Source organism: Dactylosporangium sp. NPDC050588, assembly GCF_040654975.1.
In the GTDB taxonomy this organism is placed as follows: domain Bacteria; phylum Actinomycetota; class Actinomycetes; order Mycobacteriales; family Micromonosporaceae; genus Dactylosporangium; species Dactylosporangium maewongense.
The window spans coordinates 26,464-49,826 of record NZ_JBFAJA010000011.1 but is presented as its reverse complement, the minus strand read 5'-3'; the positions used below and the strand labels follow the sequence as shown (position 1 = coordinate 49,826).

At 66.7% G+C, this 23,363-nt stretch carries 23 protein-coding genes; 16 read left to right on the top strand and 7 right to left on the bottom strand.

The genetic code is table 11. The features are described 5' to 3' along the window. Positions 1–20: 20 nt before the first annotated feature. Entirely contained in the window at positions 21–3,449 is a 3,429-nt protein-coding gene (locus AB0I21_RS09455) for a helicase-related protein (RefSeq protein ID WP_360559884.1), read from the bottom strand. Positions 3,450–4,062: 613 nt separating this feature from the next. Between AB0I21_RS09455 and AB0I21_RS09450 the strand changes: the two genes are divergently transcribed. From AB0I21_RS09450 to AB0I21_RS09420, 7 genes are all read left to right on the top strand, one after another. Continuing rightward, the gene (locus AB0I21_RS09450) at positions 4,063–6,240 is read left to right on the top strand and encodes a hypothetical protein (RefSeq protein WP_360559883.1); all 2,178 of its coding nucleotides are present in this window, start codon (positions 4,063–4,065) and stop codon (positions 6,238–6,240) included. A gap of 211 nt (positions 6,241–6,451) precedes the next feature. Next, positions 6,452–7,228, top strand: coding sequence for a phage Gp37/Gp68 family protein (locus AB0I21_RS09445; protein ID WP_360559882.1), 777 nt, complete (start codon positions 6,452–6,454; stop codon positions 7,226–7,228). A gap of 78 nt (positions 7,229–7,306) precedes the next feature. After that, the gene (tcmP, locus tag AB0I21_RS09440) at positions 7,307–8,401 is read left to right on the top strand and encodes a three-Cys-motif partner protein TcmP (protein WP_360559881.1); all 1,095 of its coding nucleotides are present in this window, start codon (positions 7,307–7,309) and stop codon (positions 8,399–8,401) included. A 767-nt stretch (positions 8,402–9,168) separates the two neighbouring features. Continuing rightward, positions 9,169–12,300: a type ISP restriction/modification enzyme gene (locus tag AB0I21_RS09435; protein ID WP_360559880.1), complete on the top strand. Its 3,132-nt coding sequence runs from the start codon at positions 9,169–9,171 to the stop codon at positions 12,298–12,300. Positions 12,301–12,456: 156 nt separating this feature from the next. Then, positions 12,457–12,702 (top strand): type II toxin-antitoxin system RelE/ParE family toxin, encoded by a 246-nt coding sequence (locus tag AB0I21_RS09430; RefSeq protein ID WP_360559879.1) that lies wholly within the window; start codon positions 12,457–12,459, stop codon positions 12,700–12,702. Then, on the top strand, positions 12,699–13,013 hold the full coding sequence (locus AB0I21_RS09425; protein ID WP_360559878.1) for a helix-turn-helix transcriptional regulator: 315 nt from the start codon (positions 12,699–12,701) through the stop codon (positions 13,011–13,013). Before AB0I21_RS09430 ends, AB0I21_RS09425 begins: the two co-directional genes overlap by 4 nt. A 20-nt stretch (positions 13,014–13,033) precedes the next feature. After that, on the top strand, positions 13,034–13,189 hold the full coding sequence (locus AB0I21_RS09420; protein WP_360559877.1) for a hypothetical protein: 156 nt from the start codon (positions 13,034–13,036) through the stop codon (positions 13,187–13,189). 75 nt (positions 13,190–13,264) lie between these two features. Here the strand turns inward: AB0I21_RS09420 and AB0I21_RS09415 are convergent, their stop codons facing one another. After that, positions 13,265–13,738, bottom strand: a complete 474-nt coding sequence (locus tag AB0I21_RS09415) for a hypothetical protein (RefSeq protein ID WP_360559876.1) — start codon at positions 13,736–13,738, stop codon at positions 13,265–13,267. Positions 13,739–13,844: 106 nt separating this feature from the next. On the opposite strand from AB0I21_RS09415, the gene AB0I21_RS09410 reads away from it, so the two are divergent. Next, the gene (locus AB0I21_RS09410) at positions 13,845–14,054 is read left to right on the top strand and encodes a DUF2191 domain-containing protein (protein ID WP_360559875.1); all 210 of its coding nucleotides are present in this window, start codon (positions 13,845–13,847) and stop codon (positions 14,052–14,054) included. 69 nt (positions 14,055–14,123) lie between these two features. After that, the gene (locus AB0I21_RS09405; protein WP_360559874.1) at positions 14,124–14,279 is read left to right on the top strand and encodes a hypothetical protein; all 156 of its coding nucleotides are present in this window, start codon (positions 14,124–14,126) and stop codon (positions 14,277–14,279) included. 257 nt (positions 14,280–14,536) lie between these two features. Here AB0I21_RS09405 and AB0I21_RS09400 read toward each other — a convergent pair whose 3' ends face one another. Both AB0I21_RS09400 and AB0I21_RS09395 read right to left on the bottom strand, forming a co-directional pair. Next, entirely contained in the window at positions 14,537–15,691 is a 1,155-nt protein-coding gene (locus AB0I21_RS09400; RefSeq protein ID WP_360559873.1) for a hypothetical protein, read from the bottom strand. A gap of 3 nt (positions 15,692–15,694) precedes the next feature. Next, complete coding sequence (locus AB0I21_RS09395) at positions 15,695–16,003, bottom strand: calcium-binding protein (protein WP_360559872.1); 309 nt, start codon at positions 16,001–16,003, stop codon at positions 15,695–15,697. Between the two features lie 59 nt (positions 16,004–16,062). Here AB0I21_RS09395 and AB0I21_RS09390 point away from each other — a divergent pair, with 59 nt between their 5' ends. From AB0I21_RS09390 to AB0I21_RS09375, 4 genes are all read left to right on the top strand, one after another. After that, the gene (locus AB0I21_RS09390; protein WP_360559871.1) at positions 16,063–16,440 is read left to right on the top strand and encodes a hypothetical protein; all 378 of its coding nucleotides are present in this window, start codon (positions 16,063–16,065) and stop codon (positions 16,438–16,440) included. A 173-nt stretch (positions 16,441–16,613) separates the two neighbouring features. Then, positions 16,614–18,434 (top strand): DEAD/DEAH box helicase family protein, encoded by a 1,821-nt coding sequence (locus AB0I21_RS09385; RefSeq protein WP_360559870.1) that lies wholly within the window; start codon positions 16,614–16,616, stop codon positions 18,432–18,434. A gap of 202 nt (positions 18,435–18,636) precedes the next feature. Then, positions 18,637–19,245 carry a SigE family RNA polymerase sigma factor gene (locus AB0I21_RS09380; protein WP_360559869.1) on the top strand — a complete coding sequence of 203 codons (609 nt, stop codon included), beginning with the start codon at positions 18,637–18,639 and terminating at the stop codon, positions 19,243–19,245. After that, positions 19,242–20,294: a hypothetical protein gene (locus AB0I21_RS09375; protein ID WP_360559868.1), complete on the top strand. Its 1,053-nt coding sequence runs from the start codon at positions 19,242–19,244 to the stop codon at positions 20,292–20,294. The genes AB0I21_RS09380 and AB0I21_RS09375 overlap by 4 nt, the downstream gene beginning before the upstream one ends. A 21-nt stretch (positions 20,295–20,315) precedes the next feature. Here the strand turns inward: AB0I21_RS09375 and AB0I21_RS09370 are convergent, their stop codons facing one another. Further along, entirely contained in the window at positions 20,316–20,705 is a 390-nt protein-coding gene (locus AB0I21_RS09370) for a CPBP family glutamic-type intramembrane protease (protein ID WP_360559867.1), read from the bottom strand. A gap of 152 nt (positions 20,706–20,857) precedes the next feature. On the opposite strand from AB0I21_RS09370, the gene AB0I21_RS09365 reads away from it, so the two are divergent. Next, positions 20,858–21,214: a YciI family protein gene (locus AB0I21_RS09365; RefSeq protein ID WP_344501422.1), complete on the top strand. Its 357-nt coding sequence runs from the start codon at positions 20,858–20,860 to the stop codon at positions 21,212–21,214. On the opposite strand, the gene AB0I21_RS09360 is transcribed toward AB0I21_RS09365, so the two are convergent. Next, complete coding sequence (locus tag AB0I21_RS09360) at positions 21,198–21,899, bottom strand: RluA family pseudouridine synthase (RefSeq protein ID WP_360559866.1); 702 nt, start codon at positions 21,897–21,899, stop codon at positions 21,198–21,200. The genes AB0I21_RS09365 and AB0I21_RS09360 overlap by 17 nt on opposite strands. A 188-nt stretch (positions 21,900–22,087) precedes the next feature. Here AB0I21_RS09360 and AB0I21_RS09355 point away from each other — a divergent pair, with 188 nt between their 5' ends. Together AB0I21_RS09355 and AB0I21_RS09350 are read left to right on the top strand one after the other, a co-directional pair. After that, positions 22,088–22,702: a VTT domain-containing protein gene (locus AB0I21_RS09355; protein ID WP_360559865.1), complete on the top strand. Its 615-nt coding sequence runs from the start codon at positions 22,088–22,090 to the stop codon at positions 22,700–22,702. Continuing rightward, positions 22,668–22,871: a CsbD family protein gene (locus AB0I21_RS09350; protein WP_360559864.1), complete on the top strand. Its 204-nt coding sequence runs from the start codon at positions 22,668–22,670 to the stop codon at positions 22,869–22,871. Before AB0I21_RS09355 ends, AB0I21_RS09350 begins: the two co-directional genes overlap by 35 nt. Before the next feature lie 60 nt (positions 22,872–22,931). On the opposite strand, the gene AB0I21_RS09345 is transcribed toward AB0I21_RS09350, so the two are convergent. Next, positions 22,932–23,345, bottom strand: coding sequence for a hypothetical protein (locus tag AB0I21_RS09345; protein WP_360559863.1), 414 nt, complete (start codon positions 23,343–23,345; stop codon positions 22,932–22,934). Positions 23,346–23,363 lie beyond the last annotated feature (18 nt).

Here is a 23,363-nt window from a genome sequence, read left to right as displayed (position 1 = left end):
ACTACCTCTAGTTCCGTGGATCAGAAAGGTGCAGTGCCGACGGTCCAGGTCTTCGACCAACTGGCGCGGATGCCGGTCGCAGCGAGGTCGCCGAAGTCGAGGCCGGCGAAGGGGTCAGCGACGTACCGTACCTGGTCGTGCTCAGGGCCGGCCTCGCTGACGGTGACCAGCGCAAGCCGGTAGTGGGGGACGGCGTTTTTGCCGGTGACGACCTCGTTGTGGGTGACGTAGAAGTCCTCGGCGCTCTCGATGCGTGCCTTGACCTCGATGCGGATCGAAGGGCCGCCGTCGGTGGGGATGGACAGCACGTCGTAGCCGGGGTTGTTGAATGCCTGCTCCTGCGGCTCTCGGCCGAGGGCACGCTCGGTGGCCAGTACCAGGTCGACCCCGCGCCGCTCAACGGCCTTCGTCTCCTTGGCATGGATCGGGGCATCCGCTGCGATCTCGGTATCCACCATGGACAGTGGCAGCACGAGCGCCGCGGTCATGATGCGAGGCGGCTTGGTGGCCAGTTGGGCCTGCTGGTCCAGCAGCGCTAAACGGGTCTCGCGGCGGGCCTGGAGTTCCAGAGCTTTGCGCATGAGGCTGTCGGAACTTTCCTTCGGCTTTGCGCCGGCCTGTTCCTTCTCCTGAGCCGCCATTGCCTCGCCAATGAGTCGGTTCGACTCGTACACCAGCCGCTGGTCGACCCGTGTCCGGGTGCGTTCGACCTCCGCGAGCCGACGGGGTGAGACCTCGGCGAGGTAGTCCTTGAGCTGGTGGCCGATGATCCACGTGCGGGCACGAGCCTCGGCCTCACCGAGCCAGGCCAACTTCATGGCCGCGGCCACGGCGGGGGCATGCGGGGCGGCCACGCAGTCGAGATACGGTGCCGGGCCTGCGGGCTTGACCTGGCCCGGGGCATCGACGTAGGCGTAGCCGAACCGGCGGGCGATGGACGCCCCCGTGCCGTCGACGATCTCCTCCACGGCACCGACCAACAGCGTTGGCTCCTCGACCTCCGGGGAGACCAGCACGGTGCCACGCTCAAGCGTGGGTCGCAGCTGCGTGATGGTGAGCTCGGCAACGGCGTCGTGGAGCGGATGCCCTGGCGCGAGCAGGTCGGCACGCGGCTTGTCGTCGACGTCGATGCGGTCCAGTTCGAACGTGACCCGCTCGTAACGGGTGGCGACGGGGCCGTGCTTGGTGACGGCGCGCACGGCCGCGGGGACGTGCGTGATCTCGTGGCGGCCGCGCTCACGTCGCGTAAGCCGGCCGCCAAGGCGTTGGAATGCCAGCCGGAAAGCCCATTCGATGTAGTGCGGCTGCAGGCGGCGGGCGCGGGCCTCTTCCACAAGTCGCTGCATCTGTGCCAGGTCGTCGTCCGACATGGCGTCGTGGGCGAGTGCGCGTTCCTCGAGGAGTTCTTTGAGCCCATGGGCGACAGAGGCGTCGATGACCTGTTCCATCTTGGCCCGGGTCTCGGGGAGGTCGCCGTACCGGATGGCCTCGATCAGCAGGTCGCGCAGCGGCGTCTCGTCGAAGGCGGCACCTAGGACGTCGAAGACCTTGCCGCCGTACGCTTTGCGCTGCTCCTCGACCTTCTGCAGCAGCCGAGTGAACACTTCGCCCTCGCGGGTGTTCGCGGCTACGAGGTTCCATAGCCGGCATACCTCGGTTTGGCCGATGCGGTGAACGCGGCCGAAGCGCTGCTCAATGCGGTTGGGGTTCCACGGAAGATCGTAGTTGACCATCAGGTGAGCGGCCTGGAGGTTCAGACCTTCGCCGGCCGCGTCGGTGGCCAGGAGCACCTGGCAGGCCGGGTTCTTAGTGAATTCCTCGGTGACCGCACGTCGGTCGGCACGTCGAACACCGCCGTGGATGGCCTCTACCGTGTCGGGCTTGCCGAAGAGCGAGCGGATCTTGCGGGCCAGGTAGTCGAGGGTGTCGCGGTGCTCGGTGAAGATGATCAGCTTGCGTGGCTTCTCGGCGCCGGGGTGGATGAGGTCGTTGTCCTCCAGGATCTTGCGCAGTTCGACCCACTTGCGATCGGTGTCGAGGTTGCGGACCCGGCGGGCGACGTGGATGAGTTTGTCGAGATCGGCCAGCTCGACGTTGAGCTCCTCAATGGTACGGGCCGCGGTGGCCGAATCCAGCAACTCCTCCTCGAGCTGTTCGACCTCTTCAGCGCTGTGCTCGTCATCGTCCCAGGCGCCCGGATCGATCGGGGCGGGTTCGTCGGCGACACCGCGGCCCTGGATCAGGTCGTCACGGCGGCGCTTGAGTCGCTGGGCACGCCGGACCAGCGACTGGTAGATCGCCTCGGGGCTGGAGGCTAGGCGCCGCTGGAGCACCGTGAGCGCGAAACCCACGGTGTTGCGGCGCTTGTCGTCCAACCGTGCGGCCCTGTTCATCCCCTCGCGTACGTACTCAGTAACGCGCTCGTAGAGATCCTGCTCGTCTTCCGTGAGTTCGTAGGGCACGGTCTGGGCGATACGTTCAGGAAAGAGGGGCTTGCCCTCGAATGTGAGCAGGTCTTCCTTGACCATGCGGCGCATGAGCCCGCTGGTGTCCGCGTTGTATACGCCTGCCTTGAACTTGCCCTCGAAGCTGTCGCGGTCAAGCAGCGTGAGGAAGAGCTGGAAGTCTTCCTCCTTGCCCGCGTGTGGAGTGGCCGTCATCAGCAGCAGGTGACGGGTGCGGTCGCGCAGCTTCTCGCCGAGTTGAAAGCGTCGAGTCTTGTTCAGCTTGCCGCCGAAGTAGTGCGCACCCATTCTGTGGGCCTCGTCCACAACGACCAGGTCAAACTCAGCGTCCTCGAGCTGGGCAGTCAGATCCTCGTTGCGTGCGAGTTGGTCCATCCGCGCGATGAGCAGCGGATACTGCTCGAATACGCTCAACCCGAGCACGGCGTCGACCATGGTCGTGGTGAGAATGTCGAAGCGCAGACCGAACTTGAAGAAGAGTTCGTCCTGCCACTGGTCGACGAGTCCGCCGGGGGCGACGATCAGGCAGCGCTTCACATCGTCGCGGAGCAGGAGCTCCTTGATGTAGAGACCGGCCATGATTGTTTTGCCGGCGCCGGGGTCGTCGGCCAGAAGGAACCGCAGCGGCGCGCGATCGAGCATCTCGCCGTACACCGCCCGGATCTGGTGGGGCAGCGGCTGCACGTCGCTCGTGGCCACCGCCAGCATCGGGTCGAACAGTCCGGCCAAGGAGATCCGCTGCGCCTCGGCGACCAGCCGGAACTCCTGGGCATCGGCGTCGAACGGCCGGCTGCCCGCGTCGGAGAGACTCACCTTGGCCTCGTCGGTCCGGAAGAGCACCTGCTGGCGAAGGCCCCCGTCGAGGGTCTTGTAAGTCAGCTCCAGAGCGTCGGAGCCGTGCCACTGCGCGGCGATCACCGAGACCGCCTCACCAGGAACCACCCCGGTCACCCGGACACCGGACGACAGATCCTCGAGCCTCACCAGCTACCTCCAGTTCGACAGCCTGCAAAGCTTACTGACGAGCACGACATCGGCACAGGCTGTACCACAGGGTGCTGTAGCTCTTTGGGGTCACTGACCTGACGATGTCCTTGGAGGTCGTTCTCGTCGGGTGGGGTGTGCCTCACTGTACCTCCGCTAATACCATCGACCTGTGTAGCGAGCGATGAACGAGACAGGTCGCGAACAGATCCGTCGCCTCGTGGCGGACTTCGGCAGCCGTGTCGATTCGCTGGACCGCGTTATCGATGCCGTCGCGTCCGAGATCGACGCAATTGCCAAGCAGGTGTGGTCCCGGCCAGCCGGGCACCGTCAGCGCGAGACGCCGTCTGGGTCTTTCGACCAGGGCTGTCCTGGCGGCTGTGGCCGACACCGCCGTCGCTCCGAGAACGTCCCCGCCCTGCCGTCGGTACAGCGGGATCTCGGCTGATTCTTCGGCACTGTGCAGACGAGTCCAAACTCCGAACGCCACAGCCACGACTGTCCAGGTCGCCCAGATGGACTTGTCGGCGGGCTCGGAAGGATCGCAGCATGGACGTCCGGGTGGAGATCAATGCCGTTAGGCCGAGTGTTTCCCGGACGACAGCCGCGCATCGTGACGGAGAATGCCAAGACCCTCAAGTTCGAGCAATTCGGCTCCGCGAAGGATGACTGCATGTCGGTGGAGATGACCCGTGCCGCGCACCAGCCGGGGACCGCACTTGTCTACCGTACCCATTTCTCGACCCACGCTCCCGAGCTGCGGCGGAAGGCAGCTGAACAGTTCAGCGCCTGGCTAGGGAGCAAAGGGCTGCCCATCACCGCCGATTCCTTGCTCCACGGGGCGAGTGCGGAGACCGTCGCTACGGACGGCACACAACGCACTGCACGGGGAAGTACCGCCACGTTCGTCGATCGCGGCCGGCAACGCGAACTGCGCGCCGTAGCGCTTCGGCTGACCGAACGCTTCCGTGACGGCAGCGTGTGGACCACGTCATTGACCGTCGCGACGCCGGTAGTCGCTGAGCAAGGCACCCTCTTCACGGACCCGGCGCGCGAGCCGCAGCAGCTCTTCGAGCTCACGCCGGACACGACCTTGTGGCCGGAACAGCCATGGGTCTGGCTCGATCTGGAGCACCTCCCAGCAGACGGCTCCCCGATCCGTCCCGGAAGCCCACGGCTCGTCCGTGACCTGTTGGCGACGGTCGAAGGCACCGATGGAGCGCTGCCGCTTACCTCGGACGTGCTGGACATTACCGAGAACCACGTCAACGAACTGCGCGGCTGGCTATTCGATACCACGCGGCGGGTGCCGGTCATCGTTTTCACCCCGGATCCGGCACACCCCGATGCGCAGGAGCGCTTCGCCAACCGGCTCGCCCGCGACGTGGCCGGAGTCGCTGTCGTCGTCCGGCTCGTGGACGTGGCCGCAGCCTCGGCGTTCTCGCGGAGCGTTGGCCCGCATCTGCAGGTCTACGGCGGTGCAATGCGGACGTACCTGCCGGGCCTGCAGCCCAACGAACCGTTCCCGAAACGCCACCGGGTGCTCTCCGCGGCAACGATGCGGGCGCTGGGTCCGCGAGCCGCCAATGCCGTCCGCGACCAGGTGCTGTCGTTGTCCACACGCCGCACGCCGCCGTCCTCGTACCCGATGGTCCAACTGTTGTTGGCGCGGAAGTCTGCGCATCGACGTCGCACAGAGGGCCTGCAGCCCGCCCGCCGGCCGACGTCGCACCAGCCTGCGCTGATCGACGTCCAGCCGGAGCAGGCGACGTTGCCGGGCCTGGACGAGCGGCTTCCTGGAGACCAGGACATCACCCTTACCCCCTCAGTCGCCACGCACGAGGCGAACGTTGCTCTGCGGACCGTGCTGGGTGCGGCTGGTGTCGACCTCTCCGCGGTACTGCCGACCACACCGCGCAGCAACACACAATCTGTCGAAGCGGAGCACCGGGCCCTCCAGCAGGTCGTGCTCGGCCTCGCCAGCAGTGCACGATCAGCCGCCGCTGACCTCGCCCAGGACAGCATGCTCACCAGCAAGCTGGCGGAGTCCGAAGAAACCAACACGCTGCTCTACGCCGAGATCGAGGTCCTTAGCGACCAGCTCCGGGAACAGCAGAAGTCGGTCAGCGAGGTGGAAAGCCTCCGCTTTGAACGAGAGTTCGCCGAACTTGAGCTGACCGAAGCTGAACGCGAAGCCGACAGACTGCGGGCCAGGATTCGCTGGCTCGAGACCGAACTCGCCAAGTCGGGTCAGCACGTGTTCGGCGTCGAATCCCCCAAGGACTCCTTGCCGGACCCGCCGGCCAGCGTCGCGGACGCGATCGAGTTCGCACCGATCCACCTGCCGTACCTGGAGCTCGGCGACACCGCGCAGACGGCTGCGGATCTGGACGTACATCCACAGGGGGAGCGGTGGGCGATCAAGATCTGGCAGGCACTCGTCGCGCTCAACGACTATGCGCGCGCACGTTCGACCGGGGCGTGGTCGAACTCGTTCCATGCCTGGTGCCAGGCGCCACCACCCGGCAGCGCCGCCATTCCGACCACCTGGGTGGCGCTGAAAGAGTCCGAGACGACGGACACGATGCCGAAATTGCGCACCGCCCGGACGTTCGAGGTGCCGATCGCGGTGGACCCATCAGGGATGGTCTACATGGCGCCGCACATCAAGATCCAGCAAGGCGGCTCCCCATGTCCCCGGATCCATTTCCACGACGACGCGGGCGGCCAGACTGGCAAGGTATACGTCGGGTACATCGGTGACCATCTGCCGACTGCCAACTTCGCCTGAACCGTCGTTCGGCCCGTGACAGGGTCCTGACGAAGGGATGGCATGACGGGCTCGCTCAAGTTCGACGCTCGATGATGCTGTCTGCCTGGTACGGGGCGATCTATGGCTTCAGCAGCCAAGTTGTCGGCGCGGCGTCGAACATTACCGTGAGTGGACTCTTCCATACCGTACGAATGTTCGACAAGATATATGATCTCGGGAGGTGAGTCTGATGGCTGACCGCAGCAGCATCGAGTGGACTGAGGCGACGTGGAACCCTACGACGGGCTGTGATCGTATTTCCGCCGGGTGCGATAACTGCTACGCCCTGACCCTATCCAAGCGGCTGAAGGCCATGGGATCGGCGAAGTATCAGACCGACGGAGATCCTCGAACCTCCGGGCCTGGATTCGGGGTGGCTATCCACGAGGACGTGCTGGACGTACCGCACCGCTGGCGAGATCCACGAGTTGTGTTCGTCAACTCGATGTCCGACCTCTTCCACGCCCGGGTTCCGTTGAGCTACGTACAACGGGTGTTCGAGGTCATGCGGGAAACGCCCCGGCATACCTACCAGGTTCTAACGAAGCGATCCGCCAGGCTGGCGAAAGTAGCATCCAAGCTCGACTGGCCGCTGAATGTGTGGATGGGCGTCAGCGTCGAGGACGCCAGCGAGGTCGCCCGCGTCGACGACCTGCGACAGGTTCCAGCCGCTGTGCGGTTCGTGTCTGCTGAGCCCCTCCTCGGGCCGCTGGATGACCTGAATCTTGCCGGTATCGACTGGGTTATCGCCGGCGGCGAGTCCGGACCACACTGTCGACCGATGAACCCGGCATGGGTCCGAGCCCTTCGGAACCAGTGCAACGAGCTCGGCACGGCGTTCTTCTTCAAGCAGTGGGGTGGTCGCACCCCGAAGGCGGGCGGCCGCGAGCTAGATGGTTGCGAGCACTCCGAGATGCCCCTTCGGTCGATCACGCCAAGGATCGCGCAGGCCGCGCTGACGGCCTGAAGACGGTCGCGCAGGGAGTTCCACTGCTTCCATTGCAGTGAGACACTGACTGATGACGATGAGTCATCAGGAGGTCGGATGCCAGTCAAGGGTGAAGTGCCGTGGCCGTGCGAGGAACATACTGGCGCCAAACACGACATCTATCGCCGCTACCTGGAACGATGGTTTCCGATCCTGCTCGCTGGCTCCAACGCCTATCCATCAGTTACGTACGCTGAAGGCTTCTCCGGGCCCGGGATCTACAGCGGCGGCGAACTCGGCTCACCCGTAATCGCGATACAAGCGTTGACGAGCAAGGTTCGGCCCGAGAAAGGCATCGCTCGCTTCGTGTTCGTCGATGACGACCAGCGTTGCGTCGAGATACTTGAGCGGACGCTTCTGAAGGTGTTCCCCAGCCGTCCGCGACCCAAAGCCGCAATGCCCGTCAAAATAGTGAAGGGCACGTGCTCCCCTAACCTGGAGGCCGCCCTCGACGAAGTAGGCGCCTGGGGGCAGCCGATCTTCGCAAACCTCGACTCCTGGGGGAATGCCCCAGTTCCGCACAAGTTCCTTCGGCGGCTGGCCGCCAATGTGTCGAGCGAGGTCATCGTTACGCTGTTTCCGCAACATTTTGTTCGATTCGTAGAGAATTCGGGTCCGGCTGCCGACGACGTATTCGGCGGCGATCCTCACTGGCGAACGGTTACCGACCTCGCGCCCGAGGCAAAGAGCCGGCACATCCTGACCTGCTACCGGGCAGCGCTTCGAGCGGCCGGCTTCCCGTATCTGCTGGACTTTGAGTTGATCCCAAGGAGAGGTCAGCCGCTTTACCTTGTTTTCGGCACCCGCCATCGGCTGGGGGTAAGCAAGATGAAGGACAGCCTCTGGGAGGTTGACCGCACGCAAGGCGTCGGCTTCCGGGATCCGCGTGATGAGCAAGCGGAGACGCTGTTCAACATAGACGAGCCCCAGTTGGGGCCTCTGACCCGACTACTCGAGCAGAGGTTGCGAGACAAAAAGCGAGAGGTCGTGGAGCATCTGCGGGACTTCGCTCTGTTCGAGACCGTGTACCGCCCAGAACACGTCATCAGGGCCTTGAAACCGCTGGTCGACCGCGGGGTGCTGGCCGTGGAAGGAGGCGGGGCGATTCGGAGAACCGCGTTCGTCTCGCTTGTATCTGCGACGGCTCGGTAGGTCACTGTTGGTTGGCCCCACCTGTCGATCGTCAGCGGCGGGCGCCCCGACCTTTTCGTCGCGGACCGACATAGGTATCTCGCTGATCGCACGGGGATCATCCGTGACCCAGAAATGCTAATCGCTGCCGTGAATGTGCAGGATATTCTACCGATTGCCGGTATCGGAGCGGAATTAGGAAACCGTTGCTCTATCCCCTGAGCTACGAGGGCGCGGAGCACAGTGTACCGACGCCCACGTTGACCTGCGTCGGCATATCCCACCCCGGCGCGACCTGGATTCGTTCGGGCTGGTGGGAGCGGGGACCGATCACACAATCGGCGTTTGCGATGGGCGGTTCCGTCCGGTAAGCCCGGTTGGCTCGCCGTGACCTTGGTTGGGCCGCCTCGCCGATCACTCGCTAGACCAGAACGCCAACAACCGGACTTTGGTCAACCCCTCCAGGCTACAGCAACTCACTACGCGTTGCTATCACTCAATTGCAGGTTGTGTCCATGCATCGATCAACGTCATGCTGATGGTCAATGCCACGGCCGCAGGGGGCGCTTATGGCGAGTCCCGCACACCGTCGAACGCCGGGATCGCGCGTCCCATCCTTAAGGCTCGTCGCGGATCCCGTAGCTGAGGCTGTCGCAGCGTTTGGCGCGGCGGTCGCCGAGAAGCTCGGCCGAGGCGGGGATCAAGAGGAGCAGTTGCGGGGCCCGCTGGAGGACCTGCTACGCCGCATGGGGCGGCAAATGGGCGTTCGCGCAACTCCCTATGGGGAGGTGCAGCTCAAGGCAATCCGCGCCAGGCCAGACTTCGCCGTCGATGTCGGCGGGGTGAGAGTTGGTTACATCGAGCTCAAGGCCCCGGGCCGCGGCATCCCGACAACGTGGCGCCGGCCAGAAAAGCGGGAACGGGAGCAGTGGGAAAAGCTGAAGGCGTTGCCCAACGTCCTGTACTCCGACGGATTGACCTGGGGGCGCTATACGTACGGTGAACTCACCGGCCCCGTCGTCCAGTTCGAGGGGGACATCTTCGATCGACGTCGACCGTTGAAGGTCGTCGGGTCTGCCTTCGAGGGTCTCGTCGAGGAGTTTCTTCTTTGGCAGCCCGAACAGCCACGGACGCTTGCTCAACTGATCAAGGTTGTGGCCGGCCTGTGTCGGCTCCTGCGAGACGAGGTTGCCGCGATCTTGGCGGACTCGTCACACGAGATCGTGCATGACGAACTGAGTCTGCTCGCCGCGGACTGGCGCGACCTGCTCTTTCCCGGTCTCGACGACCTTGGATTCGCCGACGCGTACGCCCAGACCGTCACCTTCGCGCTCCTGCTCGCCCGCGTGGACGGCATCCCCTTCGACGAGACACCGCTGCACGAGATCGCCCGACTGCTCGGTAAGAAGCACTCGCTTATGGGTAGAGCTTTGGCAGTGCTGACGGATAACGACGCCACCGAACAGCTACGCATGATCGGAACCCTGCGCAGAGTGATTGGTTGTGTCGACTGGAATGCGGTCGACAACGGCCGTACGGATATCCACTCCGACCTGTACGAGCGGTTCCTCTCAATCTACGACCCAGCACTGCGGCGACGCAGCGGTTCGTACTACACCCCTCAAGGGGTCGCAGGTGCGGTGGTCGACTTCGTCGATGAAATCCTCCGCGATCGCTTCGATCGGTCTTGGGGTCTCGCGGCCGACAACGTGACGGTGGTCGACCCGGCCATGGGCACCGGAACGTTCCTGGTCGAGGTCCTTCGGTCAGTCGCCGAGACCATCGAGGCACGGCAGGGTAGAGGAGCACGACCACCGCGGCTTCGAAAATTCTTCGAAGATCGGCTTGTCGGTTTCGAAATTCAGGCCGCACCCTACGCCGTCGCCGAACTTCGGCTCCACCAGGCGATGAAGACTCGGTTCACGACCGAGCTGCCGGCCTCGGAGGTTCGGTTTCTGACCGATGCCTTGGAGGACCCGGTTCACCAGCAGACCAGGATGCGAGCAAGTTACAGGGTGATCGAGCTCGCGCGGCAGAGGGCCAACCACATCAAGCGCGATGTGCCGGTCATGGTGGTGGTCGGTAACCCTCCTCACGTCGAGAACGCAAAGGGAAGAGCGCCGTGGATCGAGGGTCGTCGGAAAGTGCCTCTGCAGTCCGGCTCAGATCCCGTACATCCGTCGCTGGATGAGTTCCGCCGTCCGGGAAACAGTAAATATGAGTCGGATCTTCATGGCCTACCATGGTATTTCTGGCGTTGGGCGCTGTGGAAGGCATTCGAGGCGCATCCTGCTGAGCCGCAGGGCATAGTCGCGTTCATAACGCCGGCAAGCTTCATCAAGGGCAAGTCGTTCGAGGGCATGCGGGAGTATCTACGTCGCACTTGCGATGAAGGCTGGATCATCGAGCTTTCGCCCGAAGGTAACCGGCCTCAACAAGACACTCGCCTGTTCGGTGCGGATGTGGGCAGACAGTTGTGTGTCGCGATCTTCGCTCGCTACGGCACGGGAGACCGGCGAACACCAGCGACGGTTCACAGGATCACGCTCACCGGCACGAGCGCCGATAAATTGCTCCGCCTTCAGGCACTGCACCTCACCGATCAGGAGTGGGAGACCTGTCGCGTGGAGTGGGAACAGCCGTTCCTCGCACTCGGCGGAACGGCTTGGGAGCAGTACCCGGGTCTCAAAGACCTCTTCCCTGAATCCTCACGGGGCGTGACGACCGGACGTACCTGGATCTACGCGCCGGACGCCGAGACACTGCACCGGCGATGGCGCAAGTTCATCCACAGTGGACTTTCCGCGCGTCGCCAGATGCTCCCCGAGTCCCGTGACCGAACGGTCGAAACCATCGTCCAGCCGCTGCCGGGCTTCCCTGCAAGGAGGACCCCGCTGGCTGCCGAAACAGGGCCGCCTCTGCCGCCCATCCAAGTCGCCTACCGAGCCTTCGACCGTCAATGGCTCATTCCCGACAGCCGGCTGATGGTCATGCCCAGGCCGCCTTTGTGGGCGGTCCGCTCTCAGGATCAAATCTATCTGACCGAGCAGAACAGCCAAGCAATCGAGAGCGGGCCCGGCATCGCGTTCGCGCAACTCATTCCAGATCTTCATCATTACAACGGCCGAAGCGGGCGGGTCTTCCCCTTGTACTGCGACTCGTCGACCGGACGGCCCAATACGACGCCCGGCCTGTGTGAATTCCTGGAGTCGGTGCTGCAACATCCGGTGAGTGCCCCAGACTTGTTCGCTTATGTCGCTGCGACCGTGGCGCATGAGGGGTACACGCTGCGGTTTCGAAGAGAACTGGAGCATCCCGGGGTACGCGTGCCGTTGACCTCTGATCCGGCTCTCTGGGCTGAGGCCATGGATGCCGGCTACGAGATCCTGTGGCTGCACACGTTCGGCCAGAGCACTGCCCATGGCGGAAGGAGTCGACGCAGGTTTTCGGACTTTGTGGAGCACACCGGACCCAAGGTGGTCACGGAGATCGCTGACGGGCAAGACGCCCTGCCGGAAAGCATCGCCTACGACCCCGACAGTCAGACTCTGCTCGTGGGAAACGGGCGCATCCGTCCGGTCAGCCAGCGCGTGTGGGAGTACGACGTCGGTGGGATGCGAGTGATCAGGCACTGGTTCAACTACCGCAGTGCGCAGCAGCAGTACCGGCGCAGGTCATCACCTCTCGACGACGAGATGATCTCCGGGTGGAGTCCCGGCCTTACCGACGAACTGCTTGAGGTCCTCGCCGTTCTGAACCGGTGCGTTGCGCTGGAGTCGCAGCAGGAAAGCCTCCTCGAACGCATATGCTCCAGCCCGCTCGTGCCCGTTGCCGATCTGAAGGCCGCAGGAGTACTCCCGGCCTCGGGCGTCAACAAGCTCTCCGCGCTCGACGACGATGGGGCGCCACCGTTGTTCTGAGCTCATCATCAACTTGTGCTGGACCGTCACCACGTCGTGCTCCAACTATGGGTTCGGCGGGGTCGGCAGGATTTGGATGCCAGGCCGGGGCCCAGGGTCCCGGCAAAGTCATTAGGTGACGCCGAGCAGGGCCAGCGAGCGGTTGGGATTGAGGGCGTGGTGGCGGTTGACACGCTTCAGGGCTCGAGCGTTGCCAACCTGAAGGAACTGCGGCCAAGGTCGGGCTGTGACGTTGCGATCCGCGTTCTCTTCGTCTTCGACCCGTGGTCGCAGGCGGTGTTGCTGGTCGCCGGGAACAAGGCCGGCGATTGGTCCGGGTGGTACAAGTTGGCGATCCCGGTTGCCGAGGTCGCCTACGAGAGCTGGCTGGCGTTCGAACGTAAGAGGAGGGAGGACTCATGACTGAGTTCCACGACTGGGACGACATCCGGGCGGAGCTTGACGACGGCGACATCGACGCGTTGAACGCGGAACGGGCGCGGACCGAGGCGTGGATCAGTGCCTTCCACCTCGCCGAAGAACGCAAGCGACTCGGACTCGCGCAGCGGCAGGTCGCCGATCTCATGGGCGTCACGCCCGGGTGGGTCAGCCAGATCGAGAACGGCGACCTGGACGTCAACGAGGTCGCCACCCTCAGTCGGTACGCGCAGGCGCTGGGTGCCCGGCTCCGCATCATCTTCGACTACGGCGACGACCTGCGACAGATCGCCTAAATTGTGCCAGGAAGGGCGCCGTGATCGAGGCTTCGAACTGGCGGGACGTCAAGGAATGGGCTCGAGCTGCCGACCGGACCTGGGACAGCGCCGAGCGGGTGGCCCGGCGCCAGGAGATGCGAGAGCAGATGCTGGCCTGGGTAAGCGGCGCTCAACTGACTGACATTCGCCAGTAGCGCGGCGTGACGCGAGCAGACGTTTGATGCCGTTTCACCCGTGGACGAGTCCTGATTGCTGCCGTGCCTGAGCGCTCATCGAGCCAGGAGGTGTCGGAAGGCGTTCTTCGGAGTGGTGTGGGTGCGGTACAGCGGGCTGCACGGCGTGGCGGCCAGCCATGCCTCCAGGTCGTCGAGCTCCCGTCCCCTACCGTGTTCGGCGAGGAACGTGAACTCGGTCATGATCCCGACGACGCTGCGGTTGGCGGTCGGGGCGATCCGCCGGTTGCTCATATGTTCGACCTCGGCAGCGACCAGCTCGTTATCAGCGCCGTACGCAGCCATGATCGCGGCGATGCGGTTGGCGGCACGGGACAGCGCGGTGGCGGCGGGTGCGAGCGGAAGAAGGATCGGCAGCAGGGTCATCTCGTTGACCAGCAGTAACACGTCTGGTCGCCACGCGAATCGAGTGGCGTACCACTCGCCGAGCGCGGTGGTCGACCGCTCGCCCACGTGCAGGTCTGGCGGGCCTATTCGGTCGCGGAGCTTCTTGGTCGCGCGCACGATCATCACGGCGAAATCATGGCAGTGGCGTGGCGACGTCCGTCGCCGAGTACTCGTTAAGCGCCGATCAAACGTACGTACTGTCAACCGAAGTGGATACACGGAGGCTGCTGTGACCAGGAAGCTCATCGACATCGACCTGGACGCGCTGGTGGAGGCAACAGCGCTGCTCGGGACGAAGACGCCGAAGGACACCATCAACACCGCGCTCCGTGCGGTTGCCGCCGTCCACTGTCGTGCCAAGGCGCTGGATGAGCTGACCGAGATCGCCGCCACCGGCGCGTTCGATCACCTGCTTGACAAGGGGAACTATCGGCCGTGAGCGCAGTCCGGTTCCTTGCCGACACGAGTGCCGTCGAGCGTCTGCTGCGCAACCGCGGGTGCAGGAGCTGTGGCAACCGCAGCTGCGGGCCGGCGTCAGGTCGTGGCGGCGACCGCTGAACTGTCGGACCTGTCGCTGCTGCACTACGACCACGAGTTCGAAACGATCGCGCGGACGACTCAGCAACCGACCACCTGGCTGGCGACTCCCGGCTCGATCGACTGACCCGGGCATCGACTTTCCGCGCGTGTGGTTACGTGGTGGGCCTGGCACTTGCTCGTCCGCGATGTGGGCGGCGTGGAGCAAGGCGCGCCCGCTGCCGGCAGCGACCTCGCCCAGCTCCACGGTGGGATCGTTCGGGTCGAAGGTGGCTTCCTCCGCCCACCGCACCGTGGTGTCGTCGGCGCCGATCGGCACAGGGGCGCAAGCGGCATGCGGTTCCGAGGTCATCGGTAGCTTCTCTCGATCAGGTTTGGGCCTGCTCAACTGGCTGTGCTGACGTACAGGCCGGCGCGTTCCAGTCGGTCCAGCAGGCTCGGCTTGCGGGCGTGCTCCTGACACAACTGGTGGATCCGGGCCCGGAATGTCTTGCGTTGGCCGTCGCGTTCGCTGAGTGCCTTCAGGTCGGCCAGCAGCGCGACCGCGGCGTCGTATTCCTTGGGTTTCTTGGTCGCGATCAAGTCGGCGACCTGCTGCCACGCCCGTTCCGGGTCGGTGGCCAGATCGTCGAGGCGCTGCTCGCGGGCCGCTGCGGCCGCCGCTTCCCGGCCTGCCTGTTCGGCCGCCTTGCGCTCCTGGGTCTGCCGCTCCCGTGCTGCCCAGCGACGCTCCGCTCCGGCCAGCAGCTCGCCCACCGTACGGCCGCCGCCTGCGACCTCGGTAGGCGCGCCGCCGCCGTACCGACGCAGCAGCTCGGCCCGAAGATGCGCGCCGTCACCGCGGAGCAGCCGCACGATGACCTGGTCCTTGTCCGCCGCCGGCAGGCGCTTCACCCATTTGGTCAACGCCGCTGTGGAGGGCGCTTTCGTGGTCAGCGGCGTGCTGGCCTCGGCCGCTGTCTCAAGGAGGTCTTCGTCCAGGCGGAGGAAGCCGGCGAAGCTACGCAATGGCCCGGACAGCGTGGCCAGGCCGGGCGGTACCGGCGGCTCCAATGAATCCTCGTCCAGCTCCTCGTTCTGCACGCACAGCAGCCACGCCAGGTAGAGCAGGCGAGTGTCGCCGGCGGCCAGTTCCGCCCGGACGGGGACGATCGATGCGAGGGCGGCCTCGTCCTCCCACCACTCCTCGTCGCCGTCCTCGTCCTCGCTGTGCAGGTCGAGGATCACATGCTCGCCCGTGCTCAGCGACGATGCGGCGTGACCCACGCAGTAGGTTGCCGCTAACGCCGGATCCAGCAGCGATACCGGCAGTCGCAGCGCGATCCGGCGGGTGCCCCAGTTCGCCAGGTACAGGTGGGCGTCGAAGTACCGCTGCATCCAGTCGCGGGGATCGGCCTTCAGGTCGCCCCATTCGTAGGTGTTGACGAAGCTCGACGCGCTGATCCGGCCACGGGTCGACACCGCCCGCAGCTCGTTCTGCTCCGCGGCGGTCAGCGGCCGGTCGATCGCCACGAACTCGTAGTACTGGTACTCGCTCAAGAGTCATCCACCCCAGTGCCGGTACGCCTCGATCCACTCCGAACCGCCCGGCGGCGGATCCGGCAGCGGGAGGTCGAGGATCGTGATCGCCTGCCGCTCCCGACCTCGGTGGCAGATCGCCACGATCCGCCAGCCCCGCAGGTCCACCTTCCGGACCGTGACCTCGACGCCGAGGACCTGCGTCGTGAACGGCATGGCGAGGTTGTCCTCGATCATGGTGTACAGGCCGGACAGCTGCTCGTCCTCGTTGTAGCAGTCGACGGTCGCGTCCTCGACCAACGCATCGAGTTCTTTCCGGCTCAGCGAACCCACCGCCGGAGGATAGCGGAGACCATCGGTAGCGGTGATGAAGAGCGTGCGACGATCCTGCCATGGGCGCCGACGCGACGGTGGAGAGCGAGCTTGCCCGGCTGCGCCGTGAACTGGAGCGTTTGCGGGCAGAGAACGTCCGCCTGTCGCGTCTGCTGAACCTGCGGGGTCAGGACACCGCTCCGGCGCCGGAGCAGCTGTCGGCGGCCATCGCACCGCCGGGCCTGGTCGATATGGCGTCGCCGGTGGCGGACAAATTGACCCTGTACGCCGACCGGTTCCGGGCCCGAGCCGACGTGTACGCAATTCGTTGGGAGAACAACCGAATCGGCACGAGCGGATGGATGCCCGCCGTCGCCGGCGGCTGGCGCACGGGAGCCGATCGGAGCGCTGCCACGTATCTCCCGCTCACCGCGAGGCCCTCTCGGCGCACCTGGTAGGCGACGTCTTCATCGGGCTGTACCCACTGCTCAGCGACAACACATGTCACTTTCTCGTAGCGGACTTCGACGGCCCGGCCGCGATGCTCGACGCGCTTGCCTACACCAAGGCAGCACGCGCCAGTGGCGTACCGGCGGCGCTCGAGATTTCCCAGTCGGGGCGTGGCGCACACGTGTGGGTGTTCTTCACCGAAGCGATCTCCGCAGCCACTGCCCGCTGTGTCGGCACCGCGATGATCCACGAGGCCACGGTGCTGCGCGGCACGATGGACCTACGCTCCTACGACCGGCTGTTCCCGAACCAGGACGTACTGCCCGAGGGCGGCTTCGGCAACCTGATCGCCGCGCCGTTGCAGGGCCGCCGGCGCAGGGACGGGTTGACGGCGTTCCTCGACCTGGCGACGCTGGAGCCGCACGAGGACCAGTGGGCGTTCCTGTCGACCCTCGACCGGCTCAGCCCAGGCGACGCGACCAGGGTCGCTCGGCGCGCGAAACAGGCGGTCGTCGGCGCCGACGTCGCCACGCTGAGCAGATCCGACGCCACGAAGGTGCATCCGCCGCTTCCCGCAGTCCTGCACGCGGAGCTCGGCGCCGGGCTGAGCGTCGACGCGGCCCAGCTGACGCCTGCGGCGTTGTCGACGTTCAAGCACGCGGCATCCATGGCCAACCCGAAGTTCTACGAACTCCAGCGCCTACGGAAATCCACGTGGGACACGCCGCGGTTCATCCGCGGGTACGACCTCACCGTCGACGACCGCCTGGTGCTGCCACGCGGGCTGCGCCACACCGTCGAAGCGATCGTCGAGCGCGCCGGATCACGCCTCGCCATCACGGATGTGCGAAATCCCGGCCGCGAGATCGACGTTGCCTGTACCGCACAGCTCGACACCAGACAGAGCATGGCCGTCGGCGCGTTGCTCGCGCATGACGATGGCGTCCTCGTCGCACCGCCTGGGTCGGGCAAGACAGTCATGGCCTGCGCGGTGATCGCCGAGCGGGGGACGGCGACTCTCGTACTCGTCGACCGGAAGGCCCTGGCCGAGCAGTGGCGCACCCGGATCGAGCAGTTCCTGGGCATCAAGCCAGGGCAGGTCGGCGGCGGCAGGCGCAAGCTCAGCGGGGTGGTGGACATCGCCATGCTGCCCTCCCTGGCCAGACGTGACGACGTCGCCGAACTCACCAACGGCTACGGGCACGTCATCGTCGACGAATGCCACCATCTGGCGGCCGCCGCGTACGACCATTCGGTCAAGAGCATGGCCGCACAGTTCTGGCTGGGCCTCACCGCCACCCCCGCCCGGCGGGACGGTCTCGGCGAACTCGTCCTCTGGCAGCTCGGACCAGTCCGGCACACCATCACCCATGACCCGCCCGGCAACGATCAGGGAACACTGCTGGAGGCCTGGGAGTCCGACGCCGGACCACGGCGGCTGCTGTACCTCCATCAGACCGCCTTCGAGTTCCGCTCCGACGACGCCGAGCCGTCTGCCGCGATCGCCGAGGCGCATCGCGCCCTCGCTGTCGACGAGGCGCGCAACGCCCAGATCATCGCCGACGTGACCGCCGCCCTGCGACGGGGACGCAACTGCCTGGTGCTCACCAGGCGAGTCGCACAAGTGGAAGCGCTGGACTCCGCGTTCTCGTCGCGCGGACATCGGGCGTTCGTGCTGCGGGGCGGCATGTCGACCAGCGACCGGCGGGCCATCGTGAGCCGGCTCGCCGACGCCAAGGCAGGCGACGGTGTGCTGGTCATCGGCACCACACCGTTCATCGGTGAAGGCTTCGACGCGCCTGCCCTCGACACGCTGTTCCTGGCTGCGCCGGTCTCATACGACGGGCTGCTGGTCCAGTGCGCCGGCCGGGTTGTCCGTGCCGCGCCAGGCAAGGACGTCGCCGAGGTCCACGATTACCACGACCGCGCCACCCCGATCCTCGCCGCATCACTGCAACGCCGCATGCCCGGGTACCGCGCGCTCGGCTTCACCAGCGCCTAGGCATGTTGATGAAACGACAGTGATGGCATGTTGATGTCGTCTATCGAAGCCGATCCCAGCCACAACCTGCGTGGACAAGGCGCGGTGGCACGCCGGTCCGTCAGGGGCACGGCGGTCGCGGGAAAGTTGTTGGGCTGAGGGGTCAACAGGTGGGGGTGTGTGGGGACTCTGTGGGGTGGAGGCCTACCGAGGGAGACGAAGCGTGGTGACCCTGCAACCGTCCGAGGTGCACGTCGTGGGGTTTGAGGCGTTCGTCGCGGCTCGGGGGGTGGGGCTGGTGCGGTTCGCGGTGTTGCTGACCGGGGATGACCATCGGGCCGAGGATCTGGTGCAGGAGGCGCTGGCGAAGGCGTACCTGCGGTGGGAGGGGATCCGGCGGGTCGATGACCCTGAGGTGTACGTGCGGCGGTTGATCCTCAACGGGTCGCGGTCGTGGTGGCGGCGCAGGGCCAACCGGGAGGTGCCGGTCGAGCGGGCGCCTGACGCGGCCGCGGCGGGTGACCTGAGCGGGGAGGCCGCGGACCGGGACGAGCTGTGGCGGCTGGTGGCGGCGTTGCCGTTCAAGCAGCGGGCGGTGGTGGTCCTGCGGTACTACGAGGATCTCGACGACGCGGCGATCGCGCGGGTGCTCGAGTGTTCGCAGACGACGGTCCGGACCCACGCCATGCGCGCGCTGAACAGGCTGCGCGGGCGACTCAGCGAGAGCCAAAGCGAGAGCGAGAGCCAAACCGAGAGCCAAAGCCAAACCGAGAGCCAGAGCCAAACCGAGAGCCAGAGCCAAAGCGCGAGCGAGAGCGAGGCGGAAGCATGAGCGGCATCGAGGAAAAGCTGGTGCGGAGCCTCGCGGCGCGGGCGGCGCAGGTCGAAGTCGGGGAGCTGGCGCGACAGGCGGTGCGAAGGGCGGGCCGGATGCGGGCGCGCCGGCGGGCGGCTGGTGTGGCCGCCGCGGTGGTGCTGATCGTAGGGGCGGCGCTGGGCGTACAGGCGATGCTGCCGCAACGCAAGGACACGACGCTGCCCGTGGCGCTGGGGGTGCCGTCGGCACTGAGCCGGCCGGAGGGGATCGGTGCGGACCCGGCGCTGCTGCACCTGGACCTGGACCTGAAGGCGTTCGACGACGTAGGGGTGGTCGACTGGGTCTCCGGGGAGGACCGGGAGTCGGTGAGCGTGTACGGGCAGGACCACGAGCTGGTCGCCACGGTGTACGTGGCGCCGACGGTGGTGGACCTGAAGCGGGGGCTCCGGCCGCTGAGCTCGGCGGCCGTCGACGTCACGGTCGGCGGGCGGCCGGGCCGGGCGGACACGTTCGACCCGGGGAACGGGCAGCGCTTCACCGACCTGCGGTGGGAGCCGGTCGACGGGATCTTCGTGGCGGTGTGGGCGCGGGACCTGGCGGCGGCGCAGCGGGTGTACGGCGCGGTGCGGCTGGACCGGGTGCAGCGGTGCGTGACGCCGATGCGGCTGTCGGAGCTGCCGGCGGGCGCGCGGTGGGTCGAGTGCCAGACGGCGATGAAGGTCGGGCGGGAGCGTTCGGCTGGGGAGTGGGCCTGGTCGGGGCTGGTCGTCGCGCAGGCGGACGTCGAGCGGGTGCGGCTGTGGGCGGGGGAGCCCGCGGCGGCGGACGGTGCGCGGTTCGCGCCGGACCGGGTCGTGGCCGGCAGGTCCGCGCAGTGGCTCACCGACGGGATGCGGGGGCTGTGGGTGCCGGAGTTCGGGCCGGTCAGCCTGTACGTGCTGGAGGCGACCGCATTCCGCGCCGACCTGCTCAGCGAGGATGAGGCGGCCTGGTATGTCGAGCATCTGCAGGTGTACGACGACCTGACCAACCCCGATGCGTGGCCGACGTCGGCGACCCGCTAGGCGGGCGACGAGCACAGCGAGCTAGGCGACGAGGACGGCGAGCGCCAGCAGGCAGTGCGCGGCGATGCCGAGCCGGACGCTGCCGAACCGGACGGTCACCGCCGTCAGGACGAGGTGCATGACGAGGATGTAGGGGAACAGGCCGGACAGCGCGAACGGCAGGGCCGACAGCAGCCCCGACGCGAGGATCGCCGGCGTGCCGTGCAGCGGCGTCCGCGGCAGCAGGTACGCCCGGAAGAACAGCTCCTGCGGCGCGGCCACCACCAGGAGCAGCAGCGGCAGCACGGCCGGTCGGTGGTCCGTGCCGAACAGCATGGCCAGCCCGAGCGCGATGGCGAACAGGCTCGGCAGCAGCAGCAGGTACAGCCGCGGAGGAAGCCTGCGGTGCAACGACAGCGTGCCGATCGTCATGGATGTGACGCTACGAACGGCGGGCGGCCGGATACAGCCCGCTGTCTACCGTGTCAGGGGTAGGGCCAGCCATACCTCTTTTCAAGAGCATGTCGGATCGGGCCTGGCCCGTTCGAGGTACCGGCGAGGACACCCGTTGACAGGAGTGGAACATGCGCTATCTCGTGCTGCTGAAGGGGACGACCCCCGGCACCCCGCCTCCGCCTGAGCTGATGGCCGCGATCATGCAACTCGGCGAGGACGCCACCGCCGCCGGGGCGCTGCTGGACACCGCAGGCCTCGCGCCCAGCGTCAACAGCGCCAGGGTCACGGTCACCGGCGGCGCGCTCGACGTGGTCGACGGGCCGTTCGCGGAGACGAAGGAGATGATCAGTTACGCGCTGTACCAGGTGCGGACGAAGGCCGAGGCGACGGAGTGGACCAGCCGGTTCATGAAGCTGCACCGCGACCTGTGGCCCGGCTGGGAGGGCGAGGCCGAGGTGCACCAGGTGTTCAGTCCAGCAGGCTGACGTCGAACGCCGGGAACTCCTCGGGCGCCGGAGCCTCCACGGTGATCCGGGTCCCGGCGTGGTCGAACGACAGCCGCCACGCGTGCAGGTGCGTCCGCCCGGTGGCGGCCTTGTCGAACAGCGGGTCGCCGACGATCGGGTGGCCGATCCACGCGAGGTGCACCCGGATCTGGTGGCGCCGGCCCGTCAACGGGTCGGCGACCACCAGGGCGCGCTGCTCGTCCTGCCACGGCACGCGCAGCTCCGTCACCGACGGATAGGTCGGGACCTGGTCGAACACCGCCTCGGCCGGCACCGACCAGACGTCACCGGACAGCGTGATCGCCTCCCGGGGCGCCGCGATCCGCACCCGGTTCTTCCGCCCGACGCTCAGCGGCAGGTCGATCGTGCCGGTCGCGGGGAGCCCGCCGGGCGCCACGACCGCCAGGTAAGACTTCCGCACGGTCCGCTTGTTGAACTGCCGCGTCAGTGCCCCGTGCCCGGCGAGGTCCTTGGCGAACAGGATCACGCCGGAGGTGACCTTGTCGATGCGGTGCGCCGGGAACAGCGTCTCGCCGGCCTCGGCGGCCATCCTGACCAGATCGGACTCGTGCCGCTCGCCCATCACGGACACCCCGGCCGGCTTGTCCAGCACCAGCACCGCGTCGTCCTCGAAGAGCACGCGCTTGCGGTAGTCCGTCCACATCGCCCTAACATACGGTGGTGGAGGAGTACCGCCGCGAGCTGGAGGTCCACTGCTACCGGATGCTGGGCTCGCTGCACGAGGCCCTCTTCGACCGGTGGTAGAGGCGGGCCGGTGGTGGGGAAAGCCCTACCGTGGATCGGCGGGCTGGCACCGGTGTCGAAAAAGCGTGCCGCGGGCACCGTTGAGGTATGCAGTGGGCCTACGTTGTGATCTTCGTGTTGCTGGTGGGGGACTGTCTCCTGCCGTTCCTGCCGGCGGAGACGAGCGTCATCGCGGGGGGTGCGCTGGCGGCGGGTGGGCAGCTCAGGCTGCCGGTGGTGCTGGTCGCGACGGTGGCGGCGGTCGCGGCCGGGGATCTGCTGACCCATGAGGCGGCGCGGCGGGGCGGGCGCCGGCTGTTCGGCAGGTGGACGGGCCGGGGGAAGCCGCGGCGGGTCCTCGCCAAGGTGAGCGGGGCGTTGCAGCGGCGCGGCGGCGCGATCGTGGCGACGGGCCGGTTCGTGCCGATGGGACGCACCGCGGTGGCGATCGCGACCGGTTACGCGCGGTTCCCGCGTCGCAGGTTCGTGCCCGCGCTGCTGGTCGGTGCGGTGCTGTGGAGCTGCTACATGGTGTCGCTCGGGTACCTCGGCGGAAGGGTGTTCGACCAGCCGTACACGGCGGCCGGGGTGGGCAGCGCGGTGTCCATCGCAGTGACGGCGGTGTTTGCCGTTGCGCGGATCCGGGCACCCCAGCAGGTGCGAGACGGATCGAAGGGAAGGATCAGCGATGAGCTTCGCGGACAAGGTCGAGCACAAGGCTGAAGAGCTCAAGGGCGCCGCCAAGGAGAAGTACGGCGACGCGACGGACAACGAGCGGCTGCAGGCCGAAGGCGCCGCCGAGCGTGCCGCCGCCAAGGCGAAGCAGGCAGGCGACCATGTCAAGGACGCCGGCGCGGACGTGAAGGACGCCTTCACGCACCACACGAGCTGAGCCTGACTGCCACAGTTTTCGGGGCCACCCCTGCACCATGGGGGTGGCCCCGAAGGCTGCTCAGGACGAGGAAGCGGACAGACCCGTGCAGATCAGCATGACCAGCCCGACGATCAGGTCGTTCGCGGTGGGGCCGCTCCACCCGTACTGCAGCACGAGCGGCGCCAGCAGCAGCCAGCCGGCGAGTCCGCCGGTGACCCAGGTGAGCGCGGGAATGGGGCGCAGCAGCCGGACCATGGTGACGATCGCGACGGCGATCCCGACGACGGCGTCGCTCCAGAAGACGTCGTAGCGGGCGGCGCCGATGTAGCCGATCGGCACCGCGGACACCACCAGCCAGACGGCGGCCAGGAACACCACGGCCAGGAACGGGGCCGGCGACGACTCCCGGCGCTCCTCGCGCTCCTGGAAGTCGGCGGTGGCCCGGACGTGCGCGGGGGTCGTGAAGTCCTGGTCGGAGATGAAGCTGGTCATCGCCTGAGACTCGTCGGG

What these genes read in the sequence shown, in the direction of transcription:
- tcmP (WP_360559881.1), top strand. Translation starts at nt 7,307, where the DNA reads ATGCCAGTCAAGGGTGAAGTGCCGTGGCCGTGCGAGGAACATACTGGC.
- AB0I21_RS09415 (WP_360559876.1), bottom strand. Translation starts at nt 13,738, where the DNA reads ATGATCGTGCGCGCGACCAAGAAGCTCCGCGACCGAATAGGCCCGCCA.
- AB0I21_RS09375 (WP_360559868.1), top strand. Translation starts at nt 19,242, where the DNA reads ATGAGCGGCATCGAGGAAAAGCTGGTGCGGAGCCTCGCGGCGCGGGCG.
- AB0I21_RS09355 (WP_360559865.1), top strand. Translation starts at nt 22,088, where the DNA reads ATGCAGTGGGCCTACGTTGTGATCTTCGTGTTGCTGGTGGGGGACTGT.
- AB0I21_RS09345 (WP_360559863.1), bottom strand. Translation starts at nt 23,345, where the DNA reads ATGACCAGCTTCATCTCCGACCAGGACTTCACGACCCCCGCGCACGTC.
- AB0I21_RS09445 (WP_360559882.1), top strand. Translation starts at nt 6,452, where the DNA reads ATGGCTGACCGCAGCAGCATCGAGTGGACTGAGGCGACGTGGAACCCT.
- AB0I21_RS09425 (WP_360559878.1), top strand. Translation starts at nt 12,699, where the DNA reads ATGACTGAGTTCCACGACTGGGACGACATCCGGGCGGAGCTTGACGAC.
- AB0I21_RS09360 (WP_360559866.1), bottom strand. Translation starts at nt 21,899, where the DNA reads ATGTGGACGGACTACCGCAAGCGCGTGCTCTTCGAGGACGACGCGGTG.
- AB0I21_RS09390 (WP_360559871.1), top strand. Translation starts at nt 16,063, where the DNA reads ATGGGCGCCGACGCGACGGTGGAGAGCGAGCTTGCCCGGCTGCGCCGT.
- AB0I21_RS09365 (WP_344501422.1), top strand. Translation starts at nt 20,858, where the DNA reads ATGCGCTATCTCGTGCTGCTGAAGGGGACGACCCCCGGCACCCCGCCT.
- AB0I21_RS09350 (WP_360559864.1), top strand. Translation starts at nt 22,668, where the DNA reads ATGAGCTTCGCGGACAAGGTCGAGCACAAGGCTGAAGAGCTCAAGGGC.
- AB0I21_RS09370 (WP_360559867.1), bottom strand. Translation starts at nt 20,705, where the DNA reads ATGACGATCGGCACGCTGTCGTTGCACCGCAGGCTTCCTCCGCGGCTG.